Below are 14,724 nucleotides of genomic sequence, written 5' to 3' on the forward strand. Positions count from 1 at the left end.
TATTACAGACGGCTAAGCGCCGCGTCATGCGCCGCGATGGTCTCTTCAATATCCGCTTCGCTGTGAACGGCCGATACGAACATGCCCTCGAATTGAGAAGGCGCAATGCTCACGCCAAGATCCAGCATAGCTGCGAAGTAGCTCCGGAAACGATTCAAGTCAGATGTTTTGGCCGACTCGTAATGGATAACCGTCTGCTCAGTGAAGAATGGGCATACCATCGAGCCGACCCGATTGATGGTGGACGGAATGCCATGCTTCTCCGCATTCGCCTCGAAGCCAAGCTGCAGCTTGACCGCCAGGCGCTCCAGCAGCTCATACGTATCCGGCGTCAGCAGCTTCAGCGTGGTATAGCCTGCAGCCATCGCAAGCGGATTGCCTGACAAGGTGCCTGCCTGATAGATAGGACCCACCGGGGCAATCATCTCCATAATCTCTCGCTTGCCGCCATAAGCACCCACAGGCAGGCCGCCGCCGATCACTTTGCCGAAGCAGGTCAGATCCGGCGTCACGCCGTACAGCCCTTGCGCGCAGTGGTAGCCAACACGGAAGCCCGTCATCACCTCATCGAAGATGAGCAGGCTGCCGTATTGATTCGTCAACTCGCGCAGGCCTTCCAGAAAGCCCGGCAGCGGGGGAACAACGCCCATGTTGCCAGCGACAGGCTCCACGATCACGCATGCCAGCTCTTCGCCAAACTTCTCGAATGCCAGCTTGGCGGATTCGATATCATTATAGGGCACAGTAATGGTATGGGACGCGACATGCTCGGGCACGCCCGGACTGTCCGGCAGACCCAGCGTAGCCACGCCGGAGCCCGCTTTGATCAGCAGACTGTCCGCATGGCCGTGATAGGAGCCCTCAAACTTCATGATTTTGCTTCTCTTCGTATATCCGCGAGCCAGACGCAGGGCGCTCATGGTCGCTTCCGTGCCGGAGTTGACCATGCGAACGACATCCACAGACGGCACACGCTCGCAGACAAGCTCCGCCATCAGCGTCTCCAGCTCCGTTGGCGCTCCGAAGCTCGTGCCTCTCTCCGCTGTTTTCCGGATTGCTTCTACCACCTCAGGATGAGCATGTCCCATAATAAGCGGTCCCCAAGACGCGACATAATCGATATAGACGTTGCCATCGATATCATAGACGCGGCTGCCAGCTCCTCTCTCCATATAGACGGGCGTCAATCCTACCGACTTGAACGCTCGGACAGGAGAGTTGACGCCGCCGGGGATCACCTTCTTCGCTCGGGCGAACGCTTCCGCGGAGCGGCTGTCGATTCTTTTTTTACCCTCGGCTTCCATTCGTTTCATTCTCCTCTCAGCCACTTGACCACGTCTTTGGCATGATATGTAATGATCAAATCTGCGCCTGCCCGCTTCATGCTGACCAGTGTCTCCATCACAACCGAGCGCTCGTTGATCCACCCGTTCGCAGCGGCTGCCTTCACCATTGAATACTCTGCGCTTACGTTATAAGCGACGACAGGGAGGTCGAATTGCTCCTTCAGCGTCTTCACGATATCCAAATAAGCAAGGGCCGGCTTCACCATCAGCATATCGGCTCCCTCAGCTACGTCGGACTCCGCTTCTCTGAGCGCCTCGCGCGCGTTCGCCGGATCCATCTGATACGTCTTGCGATCGCCGAATTGCGGTGCGGAATGCGCAGCGTCGCGGAACGGACCATAGAATGCAGACGCGTATTTGACCGAATAGGACATAATCGCAATATCGCTGAAGCCCGCCTGGTCCAGACCGGCCCTGATGGCATGGACGAAACCGTCCATCATATTCGACGGCGCGATAATATCCGCCCCCGCCTCGGCTTGCGACACTGCCGTGCGCACAAGCAGCTCCAGCGATTTGTCATTATCGACCACGGCAATACCGCTTGCCTCATCCTGATGCACGACGCCGCAATGTCCATGCTCGGTGAATTGGCACAGGCACGTGTCTGCAATAACAACGAGCTGAGGCGCCCAGCCCTTCACCGCGCGAATGGCCTCCTGGACAATGCCATTGGCATCATAAGCGGAGGTGCCCTGCGCATCCTTATGATCCGGCACCCCGAACAACAGAACGGCCTTAATGCCGAGCGCTTCGATTTCTCGAATTTCCGACTCCAATAAATCCATGGACAGATGGTAGACCCCAGGCATCGATGGGATTTCGCTCCGAATGCTGGTGCCATGGGTAACGAAGATTGGATATATCATATCCTCGGCAGTCAGGACCGTCTCCCGCACCATGCTGCGGAGACCTCCCGATCTGCGAAGTCGGCGATGTCTGGCAATAGGGTAGCTCATTATGTCATTCTCCTCTCTATATTGAACGCCTGGATCGCTTCCAGCAAGCTGTCGATCGTAGAAGCTTCCGCTTCAACCGCAACCTTCAATCCGGCGTCCCGTACCGTCTTGCTTGTGATCGGTCCAATGCTGGCGATTGGGATATTGGCCAGCAGCTTCACAGGATCTTCTATACCGCTTCGCTTCAATTGCTCCAGCAAGTTGATGACGGTCGAGGAGCTTGTGAAGGTCACCATATGGATACCGCCGCTCTCTAGAAACTCCAGAGCGCTCTGATCAACGGAATTGGCGAGAACAGTCTCGTATACATCAATCTCCACGGCTTCAACGCCGCGCTTCGCAAGCTCCGCCGGCAGCACCTCTCTGGCCAGGTCGCCTCGCGGCAGCAGAGCCTTCTCCCCTGCCTGAAGCTTGTCCTGGATTCGCTCCAGCAGCGAATCCGCATGGAATTTAACCGGCAGCTCCTCCACAAGCAGTCCTCGCTGCTGAAGAGCCTCCGCCGTCTTCGGTCCCACGGCCACGATACGGGCGGAATGAAACCGACGAATATCGATACCGAATTGAGCCAAGAAGCGGAAGAAATATTCAACACCGTTCACGCTCGTGAACATCAGCCATTGATAGCCCTCCGCTTCCTCCAGCCGAGCGCGGATCGCCTCCAGCGCCTCCGCCTTCACCGGCTCCTTCACCTCAATCACGGGGTACTCACAGGGCTCGCCGCCCAACGCTTCAATAGCGTCTGCAAGCTCGCTGGCCTGTGCGCGAGCTCGTGTCACCAGCACTCGCATGCCGAACAACGGCTTTTTTTCGTACCAGCGGAGCTTCTCCCGCTGCAGCACGACCTCGCCTACAATAATTACGGCGGGCGGCTGGAAATTCGCTTCCTTCACAATCGTTTCGATCGTAGCCAGCGTGCCGACAATCGTCTCCTGCTCCACTCTAGTGCCCCAGCGCACCAACGCCACCGGTGTCTCCGGCGGCTTGCCGTGCTTGATCAGCTGCTCCGCAATATAACCGATTTTGGCGACGCCCATCAGGAACAGCAGCGTCCCTGTCGCGTTCGTCACCTTGTCCCAATGTATGGAGCGGTCCAGCTTATCCGGACTTTCATGTCCCGTAATAATCGACAACGAAGAAGCGATGTCCCTATGGGTGACCGGAATGCCCGCATAAGCGGGCACAGCGATTGCGGAGGTGATGCCGGGCACAATCTCGAACTCCACCCCGTTGTCGTACAGCAGCCCTGCCTCTTCGCCAACTCTGCCGAAGATCGTAGGATCTCCGCCCTTCAGCCTTGTAACGGTTTTGCCCGCCAACGCCAAATCGACAAGCAGCTCATTAATCTCCTCCTGCTTCATCGTATGGCGGTCCGGCAGCTTGCCGACATATACCAGCTCGGCGCCTGGCTTCACATGCCGAAGCAGCCTTGGGCTTGCCAGTCGATCGTAGACGACGACGTCGGCAGCTTGCAGACATTCAAGGCCTCTTACCGTAATCAGCCCAGGATCGCCGGGTCCGGCGCCAACCAAATAAACCTTCCCCTTGTTCATGGTCAGCCTCCGATCTCCGCCAATATGCGAGCTGCTCCGCCAGCCAGCAGCGTTTCAGCCACCTGACGCCCTAATGCCTCCGGATCGCGTCCCCGCTTCGTATCCTTAAGCAGCGTGCTGCCGTCAGGCGAACCGACAATACCCGTCAGCTCCAGCAGCATGCCCTCCTCATCCTTCGACACAATCCTCGCATGCGCTCCAATCGGCACCTGACAGTCCCCGTGCAGCGTACCGAGGAAGCTGCGCTCCGCCCGTACGGCAGCCGCAGTATCCGAATCGTTGATCAGGTCGAGCAGCACTCTCATCTCTTCATCGTTTTCCCTGCATTCAATGCCCAGCGCGCCTTGCCCCACGGCAGGCACGCAAATATCCTCCGGCACCAGAGCGGATATGCGATCCTCCCAGCCCATACGGGTCAGCCCCGCTGCCGCCAGCACGACAGCATCGAAGCGTTCCGTCTCAAGCTTCCGAATGCGGGAATCGATATTGCCTCGAATTGACTCCAGCTGGAGGTCTGGCCTTACGTTCTTGAGCTGGCACGCTCTTCTTAAGCTGCTTGTGCCGACTCGCGCTCCCTCGGGCAACGACTCCAGACCGCCGCCTGTTCTCGTAATCAGACAATCCAGAGGCGTTTCCCTCTTCGGCGTCGCGCCGTTCATAAGCCCTTCCTGCAGCTCGTAAGGCATATCCTTCATGCTATGTACCGCAAGATCGATTTCGCCATCCAGCATCGCCTGCTCGATTTCTTTGACAAACAACCCTTTGCCGCCCACCTTCGACAAGGTGACGTCCAGAATGCGATCGCCCTTCGTCACAATTTTGCGAATTTCGAAAGTATAATCCCAGCCCTGGCTTTCGCTGATTCGCTTCAGCTCCTCGATCACATGACCCGTCTGCGTAAGCGCCAGAGCGCTCTGGCGCGTGCCCACCACAATGACTCGTTTTTTATTCGTTATATTGCTCATTATGTAGTCCTCCCTTTACCCGTTCCACCAAATATTCCAGCCACTTCTCCACGCTTGGCATGCTGTCGTGCCCCTCCTGTGAGCATACAGCCTGCTGGGCTGCCAAGCGGAGCACCTGCTCTCTCACATCCCGATCCAATAGCTCGGCCTGCGCCAGCCCTCTGAGCTCCTCCAGCCTCTCAAGCGCCGCTTCATACCCTTGCGCGAGCTTCTCCTCCAAATCTTGCTTCAACGCTTTGGCGAATGCCGGACTTGCTCCAGACGCCGTGACGGATACCAGCAGCCTGCCCCTGCGAATAACCGCCGGCGTAATGAAGCTGCCGCGCTCATAATCATCCGCGACATTCGCCAGCATGCCAAGCCGCTCCGCCGCCTCCGCGATTGCCGCATTAAGCGTTCGATCGCTTGTCGCCGCCACAACAAGCCATGCCCCTGTCAGATCCTCTACTGCGAATGACCTCTGAAGCCAACGGACAGATCCCCTGGCCGCAAGCTCCCGAATAGACTCCGTTGCATCGGGACTAATCAATACCACATCATCCGCCCCTGCCTCAAGCAGGCCCGCCAGCTTCCGCTGCGCCACCTTCCCGCCGCCCGCTATTACACAGCGACGGCCAGGCAATCTCAGCGCCACTGGATAATAGCCGTTCGAAGCCCTTGTTCCCATGGCTGTCATAGCCTCCTCAACCGTTGTCGTTAATGAAAGGATGACACCGAATTCGCCAGCACGCTCAGGATGAGCATCCCGAAGGCGAACATATACAGCTTGGCCAGTTGCTGGCCCGGCCTGTTGTTGATCGCTCTCTGATAGATATAGACGATATACGCGAGCAGCGACGCAAAGGAGGTAAGCACCTTCCAGTCAAGCAGGAGCATGGCTTGTCCCCCTACGATCAGCATCGTTGCAGCTACTGCAAGCGACATGGCAAGCAGCGGCACCCCGATAATGACAGCCCTGTCCGCATATCGCTCAATCATATCCAGACTGGGATACCGGCGAATGCTCTGGGTCCAGCGTTTGCTCTTGAGGCGGTGATGAAGGAACAGATACATCGCCGAGAGCAAGGCACCGATCGTCAGCGCCGCATAGGCACATAAGATTAAGCTGATATGGATAAAAAGCAATTCCCTGGTCGTCTGCCACAGCGCATAATCCCGATCCTGAGCGGGACTCGCATACAAATTAAGCGCAACGACGGCAAAGCTGATGACATTCACAAAAAACACCATATACTCTACTTTGAAAAAGCGGCTGATGATCAGCGACAACGTAACCAACAGCCAGGAAAACGCCAGCCAATACACAAATGAAGTCAGCTCAGGAAGCTCAAAATAAAAAATAAACCGGCTGATCAGAAATCCAGTCTGCAGCAGCCATACAAAAATAAGCAGCCCTGTACCGATCCGTTTCGCTCTCCGGCTTGCGCTCATAAAGTCGGAGAAATAAAACAGAAGGCTCAGGGCGTACAAATATAATATTGCGTCGTAAGTCCAATTCGCGTATCCCATAGCTCCTCCACTTCATCCGTCAGGAGATTGCCGAGCCGATCAAGGACGGGCAAATACAGGGGCTGCCGCGTTATGATGCACAAGCTCGGCAGGCTTGGGCGCTTCGGGTACCGCTTCAGATGCTGCCGCGAGCTCTTCCTTCCGCGACTGCTCCAGCTGCTCCTCCAGAGCGAACAGCTTCACGAACATGTCCATCGCTTCATCGGCGCGCTTCTCTCCGGCCATCTCTTTGATGCGAAGGATAGGATCCTGCATCATTTGGTTCACGATGCTTTTGGTCAGCTTGCGAATAACCTTCATCTGATGCTCATCCAGCTCAGGCAGCTTATTGGCCAGACTGGTCATCGTCTCTTCATGAATGTCTGCGGACTTGGTCTGCAGAGCGCGAATCAACGGCACGACGCCCAGCGTCTTGTACCATTGCTCGAATTGCTGCATTTCCCATTCGATCATCAGCTCGATCTTGGCCGCTTCTTGCTTCCTATGCTCCAGATTGCTTTGCACGATGCCCTCCAAGTCGTCGATATCGTACAGAAATACATTGTCGACCGCAGCGATCGAAGGATCCAGATCCCTAGGCACTGCAATATCAATCATGAACAGCGGCTTGGCTTTGCGCTTCTTCATCGCTTCTTTCACTTGCTCTCTGTTCAGCACATAGTTCTCCGAGCCCGTTGAGCTGATAATGATATCCGCCTCATGAAGCTTGTTGGCCGCCTCTTCCATGGAATAAGGAACGCCGTTGAACTTGTCAGCCAGCTGCGCTGCTCTTTCGAACGTCCGATTAACAACGATAACGCGCTCTGCACCGTTGGCGTACAGATGCTTGGCTGTCAGCTCGCCCGTCTCCCCAGCTCCGATAACCATAACGGTCTTCTTGTGGAATTGGCCGAAAATTTGTTTACCCAGCTCGACCGCCGCATAGCTGACGGATACTGCCGCTTCCCCGATCATCGTCTCGGAATGGGCGCGTTTGGCTAGCGTAACCGCCTGCTTGAACAGCATATTAAAGACAGTGCCTGTCGTTTTTTCACCTTGGGCAAGCAAAAATGCGTTTTTCACCTGGCCCAATATTTGCGTCTCTCCAATAACCATGGAGTCCAGTCCGCTTGTTACGCGGAACAAATGCCGAATCGCGTCAGCATCCTCGTACATATACAGATGGTTCGTAAACTGCGCGCGCGGCAGGTTGAACCACTTCTCCATAAAGCTCCGGATGTAATGGCCGCATAGATGATGACGGTCTACGACCGCGTAGAGCTCTGTTCGGTTGCAAGTGGCGACAATGACACATTCCATAATGCTCTTCGTATCCATGAGGCCTTTCAGAGCGGCCGGCAGGTCCCTGTCGGCGAACGTAAACTTCTCCCTCACTTCTACAGGAGCTGTCTTGTAGTTAAGACCAACTGCGATAATGTGCATGCGCGATCACCTGCCTCCCTCTTGTGCTAGTCCATTCCCATTGATGTTAACGACTATTATAGCATAGTTCGACATTCATATTGGGTTCATTTATGAATAATATTTGAAAATACTTTCTTCATTATGCCCTTATCATGGCAAAGAAATAACCATGGAATAAGCTCCATGGTTATCTCCGTATCATACGTTGATGAGCGGTTAGACCAGCTCGATTTGTTTCATCTTTGGTTCTTCCACTTGCAGCTCGCCCATGCCGCGCACAAGCTTCTTCGCGTGTGTCGTCTTCGGCTTCAGTACAGCCAGCATGTAGTCGATCGCGAGCTGAGGATCAACAGTTTCACCGCAGGTATAGCAGTCCAGCGCGGCAAAGCCTCTCTCAGGATACGTGTGAATCGAGAGGTGACTCTCCGACAGCAGCACGAGCACCGTTGCGCCTTGAGGTTCAAATTGTTGGGCTTGCACCGATAGTACAGTTGCGCCGCATGCCTCTGCAGCCTCCACCATGTGAGATTGCAAAAATTCAGCGCTGTTCAGCAATTCAAAATCTACACCCCAAGCATCAACAGCAACGTGTCTTCCGAAAGTTGAGTATTCCATCTTCCGGTTCCCCCTTCCTAGGAATAAAATGTTTAAAAAATTTCATCCGCTAGGACCTACGTCATTCACTTCCCGAGGGATTAATCTCTCGCAACATAACTATGTCCTGAGTGAATCCTGGTTCCTAATTTTCCGAGCAGCAACAATGTTTTCAACGAAAATAAAAATAACATCTATCCGCCATAATTGCAATAGTTTTTTTTGAAAAGCCGCGGCATCGCCGCGAACGACATTCCGTAACACTTTATGTAGCAGGGCCCTGTCCCGCAACCGAGCGTGAGAAAAAAGAGAGAAGCCGCAGCCCGCGGCTTCTCTCCTGCCTGTTATAAGCGCACTCCCGTTAAGCCTCCAGCATAAACAATCTGCGCGTAAGCTCCGCGAGCTTCTCGTCGATTGCAGCGATTTCGGCACGGTCGGACGTCTGATTGCGAAGGTCTAGAAGACCGTTCACCTCGCCCTGCACAAGGCCAATTTCCCTCTCGACCAGACGGCTGCGGAACAATCTCTCCAGCCCTCCAAGAGTGTCCTTGTGCTCGAACACAACACGTTCGGAGGAAGCCGTACTCTCCACGATCTTCTGAACGGTGCCGTTCTTATAGTGATAGATCATCGTATAATGGCTGTAAATACGGTTGACGATCGCGCTGCCCCGGTAAGCGGAGACCGCTTTGCGAAGCGCGTTCGCAAGCCTAGGTTCGACAAGACGGCATGAGAGCTCGCAAACGTAATAATCCTGCCTTCTCTCGAAGGTAAGGCGGACTTCTTCCTTCCCTGCTATGTCGTGAAGCAGAAGCTCCTGATTGCCGTTATCGAGCACCAGCACCTGCGAGCGCAGCTGCCCATCCTCCATAAGGGCAATAAAACGGGACATCTCATCGACTTTGAACTGCAGTTTGGCATTTACATACTCTGTGGCTAGCCGCTTAGCCATAAAAATCTCCTCAATTCTTTGAGACCCCATCGACTGAAATGCGATGACAGCCTTTTCAGCATTGCTTATTAATATTATACGTGATCCGCCAAACGCTGTCCTGTCGGCTAACCTTCATATTCGATCATATTTCAAGAAAAAACGGAGGAATTCACAAGGAACCCCCATCATTGCCCTGTATTCTCTGCTTTATCGAACTACTTCAGGGGCTTTCTTGGGTTTGTGCGATTGCGTTCGTGATGACGTCCCACAATTGCTCGCGTCCAAGTCCCGTCTCCGATGAAAACAAGACTACGGAATCCCGGGGATCCGCTTCAAGCGTCGTCTTGATGACTTTAATATGCTTGTCCCACTTCGACCTTGGAATTTTGTCCGCTTTGGTCGCAACGATGCATGTGGGAATGTTGTAATGCTTCAGCCAGTGATACATCAGCACATCATCCTTGGACGGCTCGTGCCGAATATCGATCACAAGCAGCTGCAGCTTGAGCGGCTCTCGCTGCTGCAGGTAGGTCTCGATCATCTCGCCGAACTTCTCCCGCTGCGTCTTGGACACCTTAGCGTAGCCGTAGCCCGGGAAATCCACCAGATACACCATGTCATTGACCCGATAATAGTTCAGTTGCTGGGTCTTGCCTGGCTGCGAGCTTGTTCTTGCCAGATTCTTGCGAAGGATCAGCTTATTAATCAAGGATGATTTCCCCACGTTGGAGCGCCCGGCCAGAGCAATCTCTGGCAAGGCGTCCTCCGGGTATTGCTGCGGACTGACCGCGCTGATAATAAATTGTGCTTCTAATATTTTCATGAAATTGTTGTACCTGCCCTCTCCTCTGTCGCAACCGGCAGCAGCGCGTGCTGCAGCACCTCGTCCATATGGCTCACCGGCACAAACGCCATCGCTTCCCGAATGCTGTCCGGAATATCGCGAAGGTCCCGCTCATTGTCCTTCGGCAGCAGCACCTTCTTAATGCCCGCACGATGGGCCGCAAGCGACTTCTCCTTCAGTCCGCCAATTGGCAGCACTCTGCCTCTGAGCGTAATCTCGCCAGTCATCGCCACTTCCCTGTTCACGAGTCGATTGGTAAGCGCCGATATGAGCGCTGTCGCCATCGTAATGCCCGCGGAAGGTCCGTCCTTCGGAATCGCGCCTTCGGGAATGTGAATATGAATATCGTTTTTCTCATGGAAGCTGGGGTCAATCGCCAGCTCCGCCGCCTTCGCGCGCGTGAAGCTGAATGCGGCCTGCGCGGACTCCTTCATGACGTCGCCCAGCTTGCCCGTCAGCGTCAGCTTGCCGCTGCCCGGCATAACGCTCACTTCTATAACCAGTGTATCCCCGCCAACCTCCGTCCAGGCGAGACCTGTGACGGCTCCGACCTGATTCTCGCTTTCGGCAAGACCGAATCTGAACTTGGGAGGCCCGATCCATTCCTTGACGCGCGCGCTGTCTACGGTAATCGGCGCTGCCGGCGTCTCAGACGGCTGAGAGGCAGTCTCTGGTTGATCCGACTCCCCGGACACCTCTGATACCAAATGCTTGGCTGCCTTGCGGCAGACGGCCGCAATCTGCTGCTCCAGGTTCCGGACGCCCGCTTCTCGGGTATACTCCCGAATGAGAAGCTGCACGGCTTCGTTCGTAACCTCAAGCTGCTCCTCCGTAAGGCCATGCTCCTTCTTCTGCTTGGGCAGCAAATATTTCTCCACAATCTTCTCTTTCTCCAGCTCCGTATAGCCCGGAATATACAGAACCTCCATCCGGTCGAGCAGCGGACGCGGAATGTTGTGAAGAGCGTTCGCGGTTGTGACGAACATGACATTCGACAGATCGAACGGCACCTCGATGTAATGATCGCTGAACGTATTGTTCTGCTCGGGATCCAGCACCTCCAGCAGCGCGGAGGAAGGGTCCCCTCTGAAGTCCGACGCCATCTTGTCGATCTCGTCCAGCAGGAACACGGGGTTCATGCTGCCCGCCGTCTTCATCCCTTGCATAATACGACCCGGCATCGCGCCGACATAGGTGCGGCGGTGGCCGCGAATTTCCGCTTCGTCCCTAACGCCGCCAAGCGAGATGCGCACGAACTTGCGGCCAAGCGACTTGGCCACGGATCGGGCCAGCGACGTCTTGCCGACGCCTGGAGGACCTACAAGGCACAATATAGGCCCTTTAAGCTTCTTGACAAGCTTCTGTACGGCCAGATACTCCAGCACACGCTCCTTCGGCTTCTCGAGGCCGTAGTGGTCCTCATTCAGAATAGCCTCGGCCTTGGCGAGCACCAGATCGTCTTCCGTTGTTTTGCTCCAAGGCAGCGTCAATAACCAATCGATATAATTGCGGATGACGCCGCCCTCTGCTGACGATGGCGGCATTTTCTCCAGGCGGTCTATTTCCTTGGTGATCTTCTCGCGCACGCTGTCCGGCACGCCGGCTTCCTCCAGCTGGCCTCTCAGCTCTTCAGCCTCGCCAGCGCGCCCCTCCTTGTCGCCAAGCTCCTTCTGGATTGCTTTCATCTGCTCGCGGAGATAATATTCCTTCTGTGTCTTCTCCATCTGCTTCTTGACCCGCTGGTTAATCTGGCGCTCCAGCTCCAGCACCTCGCGCTCGTTGTTCAGCAGGTCTAGCAGCCGCTCCAGTCTTGCCGCGACGTCAATCGTCTCCAAGATGTCCTGCTTATCCTTGATCTTAAGAGACAGATGGCTCGTAATGACGTCGGCGAGCCTGCCTGGCTCATCAATATCCGAAACCGCGGCATACGTCTCCGGCGTCACCTTCTTCGACAAGGATATATAATGCTCGAATTGATTCAAGACCGAACGCATAAGGGCGTCCACGGCCGGATCATCTGTCTCTGGCTCCGGCAGCTCCTTGGCGAGCACCTCATAATATTCTTCGTTCGCTACATAGCTCTGAACCTCTGCTCTGACGACCCCTTCGACCAGAACACGAATCGTTCCGTTCGGCAGCTTCAGCATCTGCCTCACCTTCACGATCGTTCCGACTTTATAAATATCCTCTTCCGTCGGATCTTCAATGTTCACTTCCGATTGGGAGCAGAGCAGGATCATATGGTCGTCGACCATCGCTCTCTCCAGCGCCCGCACGGATTTATCCCTGCCCACGTCCAAGTGGAGCACCATGCTGGGATACACGAGCAGCCCTCTAAGCGGAAGCAAGGGCAAACGACGACCTTTCAATTTGCCAGGTCCCATGCCAGCACCTCCATTCTTATACATCTAGCTTATTTTATCATTCTGCGGAATCGGCCTGCAAATAGGGAACGCTCGGCGTCATAAACGTGTCGGCTGAGACCGGCTTCTCCACCTGCTCCTCCGGCAGGACAGACTGCGGGAATACATGGCCGAACACTTCCTCTACGCGATCCACAGGAATCACCTGGAGGCCGTTCAGATCAGCGAATATCGCCTGCCAGTTCTCCCTAGGGATGATCACCTGCACGGCGCCTGCCTGGAATGCCGCCTCCACCTTGGCAAGCACGCCGCCGACCGGCTTCACATTGCCGTGGATGCCTACCTCACCCGTCATCGCAAGGCGGTTGTCTACCGGCACGCCCATAATGGCCGAGGCGATGGCCGTCGCCATGGCAATGCCAGCGGAGGGACCATCAATCGGCGTGCCGCCCGGAAAATTAATATGCAGGTCGTAGTCCTGCGGATTGAGCCCTTTGCGGCGAAGCACCGTCAACACGTTTTCAACGGAGCCCTTGGCCATGCTTTTCCGGCGAAGCGTTCGCGAGCCTCCGCCAAGCTCCTCCTCGTCCACCACGCCTGTAATCGTGTATTGGCCTCTGCCCTTAACCGCCTCGATCGCGCTGACCTCAATTTCCAGCAAGGTGCCCATGTTCGGTCCGTACACAGCCAGGCCGTTCACGAAGCCGATCTGCGGCTCCAGGGGCACCTTGCGGTCGGGACGCGGCGGAATCTGGCTGCTGTTAACGACCCATTCGATATCGGAGGCCGAGATATGATCCCGCTTCTCGGACAAAGCCACTCCCGCTGCGAGCTGGATCACATTAACCGCTTCCCTGCCGTTTGTTGCATATTTTTTGACGACGTCAATAGCATCCGGACAAGGTCCAAAGCCGATTTTTTTGACCGCGTTCTCGGCGACCAGCGCAATTTCATCCGCAAGGAGCGGACGGAAATACACCTCCATGCAGCGGGAGCGTATGGCAGGAGGAATTTCCTGCGGCGACCGGGTCGTCGCGCCAACAAGCCGGAAGTCCGCCGGCAAGCCATTCTGGAATATATCGTGTATGTAGAGTGGAATATTGGCATCCTCGGAATTGTAATAAGCGCTCTCCAGGAACACTTTCCGATCTTCAAGAACCTTTAATAATTTATTCATCTGCACAGGATGCAATTCCCCGATTTCGTCAATAAACAAAATTCCCCCATGAGCCTTCGTCACCGCTCCAGGCTTGGGCTGAGGAATGCCTGCAACGCCCATTGCGCCTGCCCCTTGATAGATGGGGTCATGCACGGAGCCGATCAACGGATCTGCAATGCCACGCTCATCGAATCGCGCGGTAGTCGCGTCGATCTCCGTAAACTTCGCTTCCGGCAGAAAGGGTGAGGACGGGTTTTTTTTGGCTTCCTCCAGCACAACGCGAGCGGCCGCTGTCTTGCCTACCCCCGGCGGTCCGTAGATAATAACATGCTGAGGATTGGCGCTGCACAGAGCCGCTTTAAGCGCGCGCAGACCGTCTCGCTGTCCGATAATGTCCCCCATCGTCTGCGGCCGCGTTTTCTCCGCCAGAGGCTTCGTGAGCGACACGGAGCGCAGCTTTCTCAGCTTATCCATCTCTTTCTTAGACTCTCGGTCTACCGCAGAACGGTTCGTCTTCTGATTGCGCAGCAAATTCCAGAAATAGAGACCGATAACAACCGCAAAAAACACCTGCACCAACATTAATACGAGACTTAAATTCATGACCCACCCGCTCCTTTACAAATATCCGTATTCCGTCAGTATTGCCTCATGCCAATCGGAATAATCGCCATTTTTTCTGAAAATACCATTTTCAACAAGGCGGACATGCACCGCGCAGGAACAATTAGACGGAACGACTCGGACAATCTCCCTTCCATACGAGTCGAAGCTGAATAGGATAACACTATCAAGCTTGTAAAGGGGGGAATGCAGCCATGCAGCATGAGCTACTGAAAGGACTGATCGGTCTCGCGATCGCCAGCGTTGACACGGGCACAGAGTTTCTGAAGAGCCAGCTACGGGCTCAGCTCGAGAAGCTCGAGGTGGAGGAAGAATGGATAGAAGAGGCGGAGACGCAAGCGGGAGGCTTGATGGAGAAGCTGAAATCCATGCTTCCGTCCGAGGGAGCATGATGACGACATCCTGTATAAGCAGATGTCAGTCTGGCAGGCAGCTATAACAACAGCACTGTAGTGCCGGAAGCAAAATGCCCC

At 55.1% G+C, this 14,724-nt stretch carries 13 protein-coding genes; 1 reads left to right on the forward strand and 12 read right to left on the reverse strand.

The features are described 5' to 3' along the window. Positions 1–2: 2 nt before the first annotated feature. From hemL to lonB, 12 genes are all read right to left on the reverse strand, one after another. Positions 3–1,304 carry a glutamate-1-semialdehyde 2,1-aminomutase gene (gene hemL / locus AB1S56_RS16615; protein ID WP_340869431.1) on the reverse strand — a complete coding sequence of 434 codons (1,302 nt, stop codon included), beginning with the start codon at positions 1,302–1,304 and terminating at the stop codon, positions 3–5. A gap of 5 nt (positions 1,305–1,309) precedes the next feature. Beyond that, positions 1,310–2,305 carry a porphobilinogen synthase gene (gene hemB / locus AB1S56_RS16620; protein WP_340869430.1) on the reverse strand — a complete coding sequence of 332 codons (996 nt, stop codon included), beginning with the start codon at positions 2,303–2,305 and terminating at the stop codon, positions 1,310–1,312. Further along, complete coding sequence (gene cobA, locus AB1S56_RS16625) at positions 2,305–3,855, reverse strand: uroporphyrinogen-III C-methyltransferase (protein ID WP_340869428.1); 1,551 nt, start codon at positions 3,853–3,855, stop codon at positions 2,305–2,307. Before cobA ends, hemB begins: the two co-directional genes overlap by 1 nt. Positions 3,856–3,857: 2 nt before the next feature. Next, on the reverse strand, positions 3,858–4,820 hold the full coding sequence (gene hemC / locus AB1S56_RS16630) for a hydroxymethylbilane synthase (protein ID WP_340869427.1): 963 nt from the start codon (positions 4,818–4,820) through the stop codon (positions 3,858–3,860). After that, positions 4,801–5,487, reverse strand: a complete 687-nt coding sequence (locus tag AB1S56_RS16635) for a bifunctional precorrin-2 dehydrogenase/sirohydrochlorin ferrochelatase (RefSeq protein WP_340869426.1) — start codon at positions 5,485–5,487, stop codon at positions 4,801–4,803. The genes hemC and AB1S56_RS16635 overlap by 20 nt, the downstream gene beginning before the upstream one ends. 29 nt (positions 5,488–5,516) lie before the next feature. Then, positions 5,517–6,329: a cytochrome c biogenesis protein CcsA gene (gene ccsA, locus AB1S56_RS16640; protein ID WP_340869425.1), complete on the reverse strand. Its 813-nt coding sequence runs from the start codon at positions 6,327–6,329 to the stop codon at positions 5,517–5,519. 39 nt (positions 6,330–6,368) lie between these two features. Beyond that, positions 6,369–7,751, reverse strand: a complete 1,383-nt coding sequence (hemA, locus tag AB1S56_RS16645; RefSeq protein ID WP_340869424.1) for a glutamyl-tRNA reductase — start codon at positions 7,749–7,751, stop codon at positions 6,369–6,371. A 198-nt stretch (positions 7,752–7,949) separates the two neighbouring features. Beyond that, positions 7,950–8,348: an adenosylmethionine decarboxylase gene (gene speD / locus AB1S56_RS16650; protein ID WP_340869422.1), complete on the reverse strand. Its 399-nt coding sequence runs from the start codon at positions 8,346–8,348 to the stop codon at positions 7,950–7,952. 340 nt (positions 8,349–8,688) lie between these two features. Beyond that, positions 8,689–9,279 (reverse strand): non-ribosomal peptide synthetase module, encoded by a 591-nt coding sequence (locus AB1S56_RS16655; RefSeq protein WP_340869421.1) that lies wholly within the window; start codon positions 9,277–9,279, stop codon positions 8,689–8,691. Between the two features lie 202 nt (positions 9,280–9,481). Beyond that, positions 9,482–10,084 carry a ribosome biogenesis GTP-binding protein YihA/YsxC gene (gene yihA, locus AB1S56_RS16660; protein WP_340869418.1) on the reverse strand — a complete coding sequence of 201 codons (603 nt, stop codon included), beginning with the start codon at positions 10,082–10,084 and terminating at the stop codon, positions 9,482–9,484. Then, entirely contained in the window at positions 10,081–12,489 is a 2,409-nt protein-coding gene (gene lon / locus AB1S56_RS16665; protein WP_340869416.1) for an endopeptidase La, read from the reverse strand. Before lon ends, yihA begins: the two co-directional genes overlap by 4 nt. Positions 12,490–12,526: 37 nt before the next feature. Then, the gene (lonB, locus tag AB1S56_RS16670) at positions 12,527–14,230 is read right to left on the reverse strand and encodes an ATP-dependent protease LonB (RefSeq protein ID WP_340869413.1); all 1,704 of its coding nucleotides are present in this window, start codon (positions 14,228–14,230) and stop codon (positions 12,527–12,529) included. A 215-nt stretch (positions 14,231–14,445) separates the two neighbouring features. On the opposite strand from lonB, the gene AB1S56_RS16675 reads away from it, so the two are divergent. Continuing rightward, on the forward strand, positions 14,446–14,643 hold the full coding sequence (locus AB1S56_RS16675; RefSeq protein ID WP_340869411.1) for a hypothetical protein: 198 nt from the start codon (positions 14,446–14,448) through the stop codon (positions 14,641–14,643). Positions 14,644–14,724 lie beyond the last annotated feature (81 nt).

This window comes from Paenibacillus sp. PL2-23 (assembly GCF_040834005.1).
GTDB lineage: Bacteria > Bacillota > Bacilli > Paenibacillales > Paenibacillaceae > Pristimantibacillus.

What these genes read in the sequence shown, in the direction of transcription:
- hemL (WP_340869431.1), bottom strand. Translation starts at nt 1,304, where the DNA reads ATGGAAGCCGAGGGTAAAAAAAGAATCGACAGCCGCTCCGCGGAAGCG.
- hemB (WP_340869430.1), bottom strand. Translation starts at nt 2,305, where the DNA reads ATGAGCTACCCTATTGCCAGACATCGCCGACTTCGCAGATCGGGAGGT.
- cobA (WP_340869428.1), bottom strand. Translation starts at nt 3,855, where the DNA reads ATGAACAAGGGGAAGGTTTATTTGGTTGGCGCCGGACCCGGCGATCCT.
- hemC (WP_340869427.1), bottom strand. Translation starts at nt 4,820, where the DNA reads ATGAGCAATATAACGAATAAAAAACGAGTCATTGTGGTGGGCACGCGC.
- AB1S56_RS16635 (WP_340869426.1), bottom strand. Translation starts at nt 5,487, where the DNA reads ATGGGAACAAGGGCTTCGAACGGCTATTATCCAGTGGCGCTGAGATTG.
- ccsA (WP_340869425.1), bottom strand. Translation starts at nt 6,329, where the DNA reads ATGGGATACGCGAATTGGACTTACGACGCAATATTATATTTGTACGCC.
- hemA (WP_340869424.1), bottom strand. Translation starts at nt 7,751, where the DNA reads ATGCACATTATCGCAGTTGGTCTTAACTACAAGACAGCTCCTGTAGAA.
- speD (WP_340869422.1), bottom strand. Translation starts at nt 8,348, where the DNA reads ATGGAATACTCAACTTTCGGAAGACACGTTGCTGTTGATGCTTGGGGT.
- AB1S56_RS16655 (WP_340869421.1), bottom strand. Translation starts at nt 9,279, where the DNA reads ATGGCTAAGCGGCTAGCCACAGAGTATGTAAATGCCAAACTGCAGTTC.
- yihA (WP_340869418.1), bottom strand. Translation starts at nt 10,084, where the DNA reads ATGAAAATATTAGAAGCACAATTTATTATCAGCGCGGTCAGTCCGCAG.
- lon (WP_340869416.1), bottom strand. Translation starts at nt 12,489, where the DNA reads ATGGGACCTGGCAAATTGAAAGGTCGTCGTTTGCCCTTGCTTCCGCTT.
- lonB (WP_340869413.1), bottom strand. Translation starts at nt 14,230, where the DNA reads ATGAATTTAAGTCTCGTATTAATGTTGGTGCAGGTGTTTTTTGCGGTT.
- AB1S56_RS16675 (WP_340869411.1), top strand. Translation starts at nt 14,446, where the DNA reads ATGCAGCATGAGCTACTGAAAGGACTGATCGGTCTCGCGATCGCCAGC.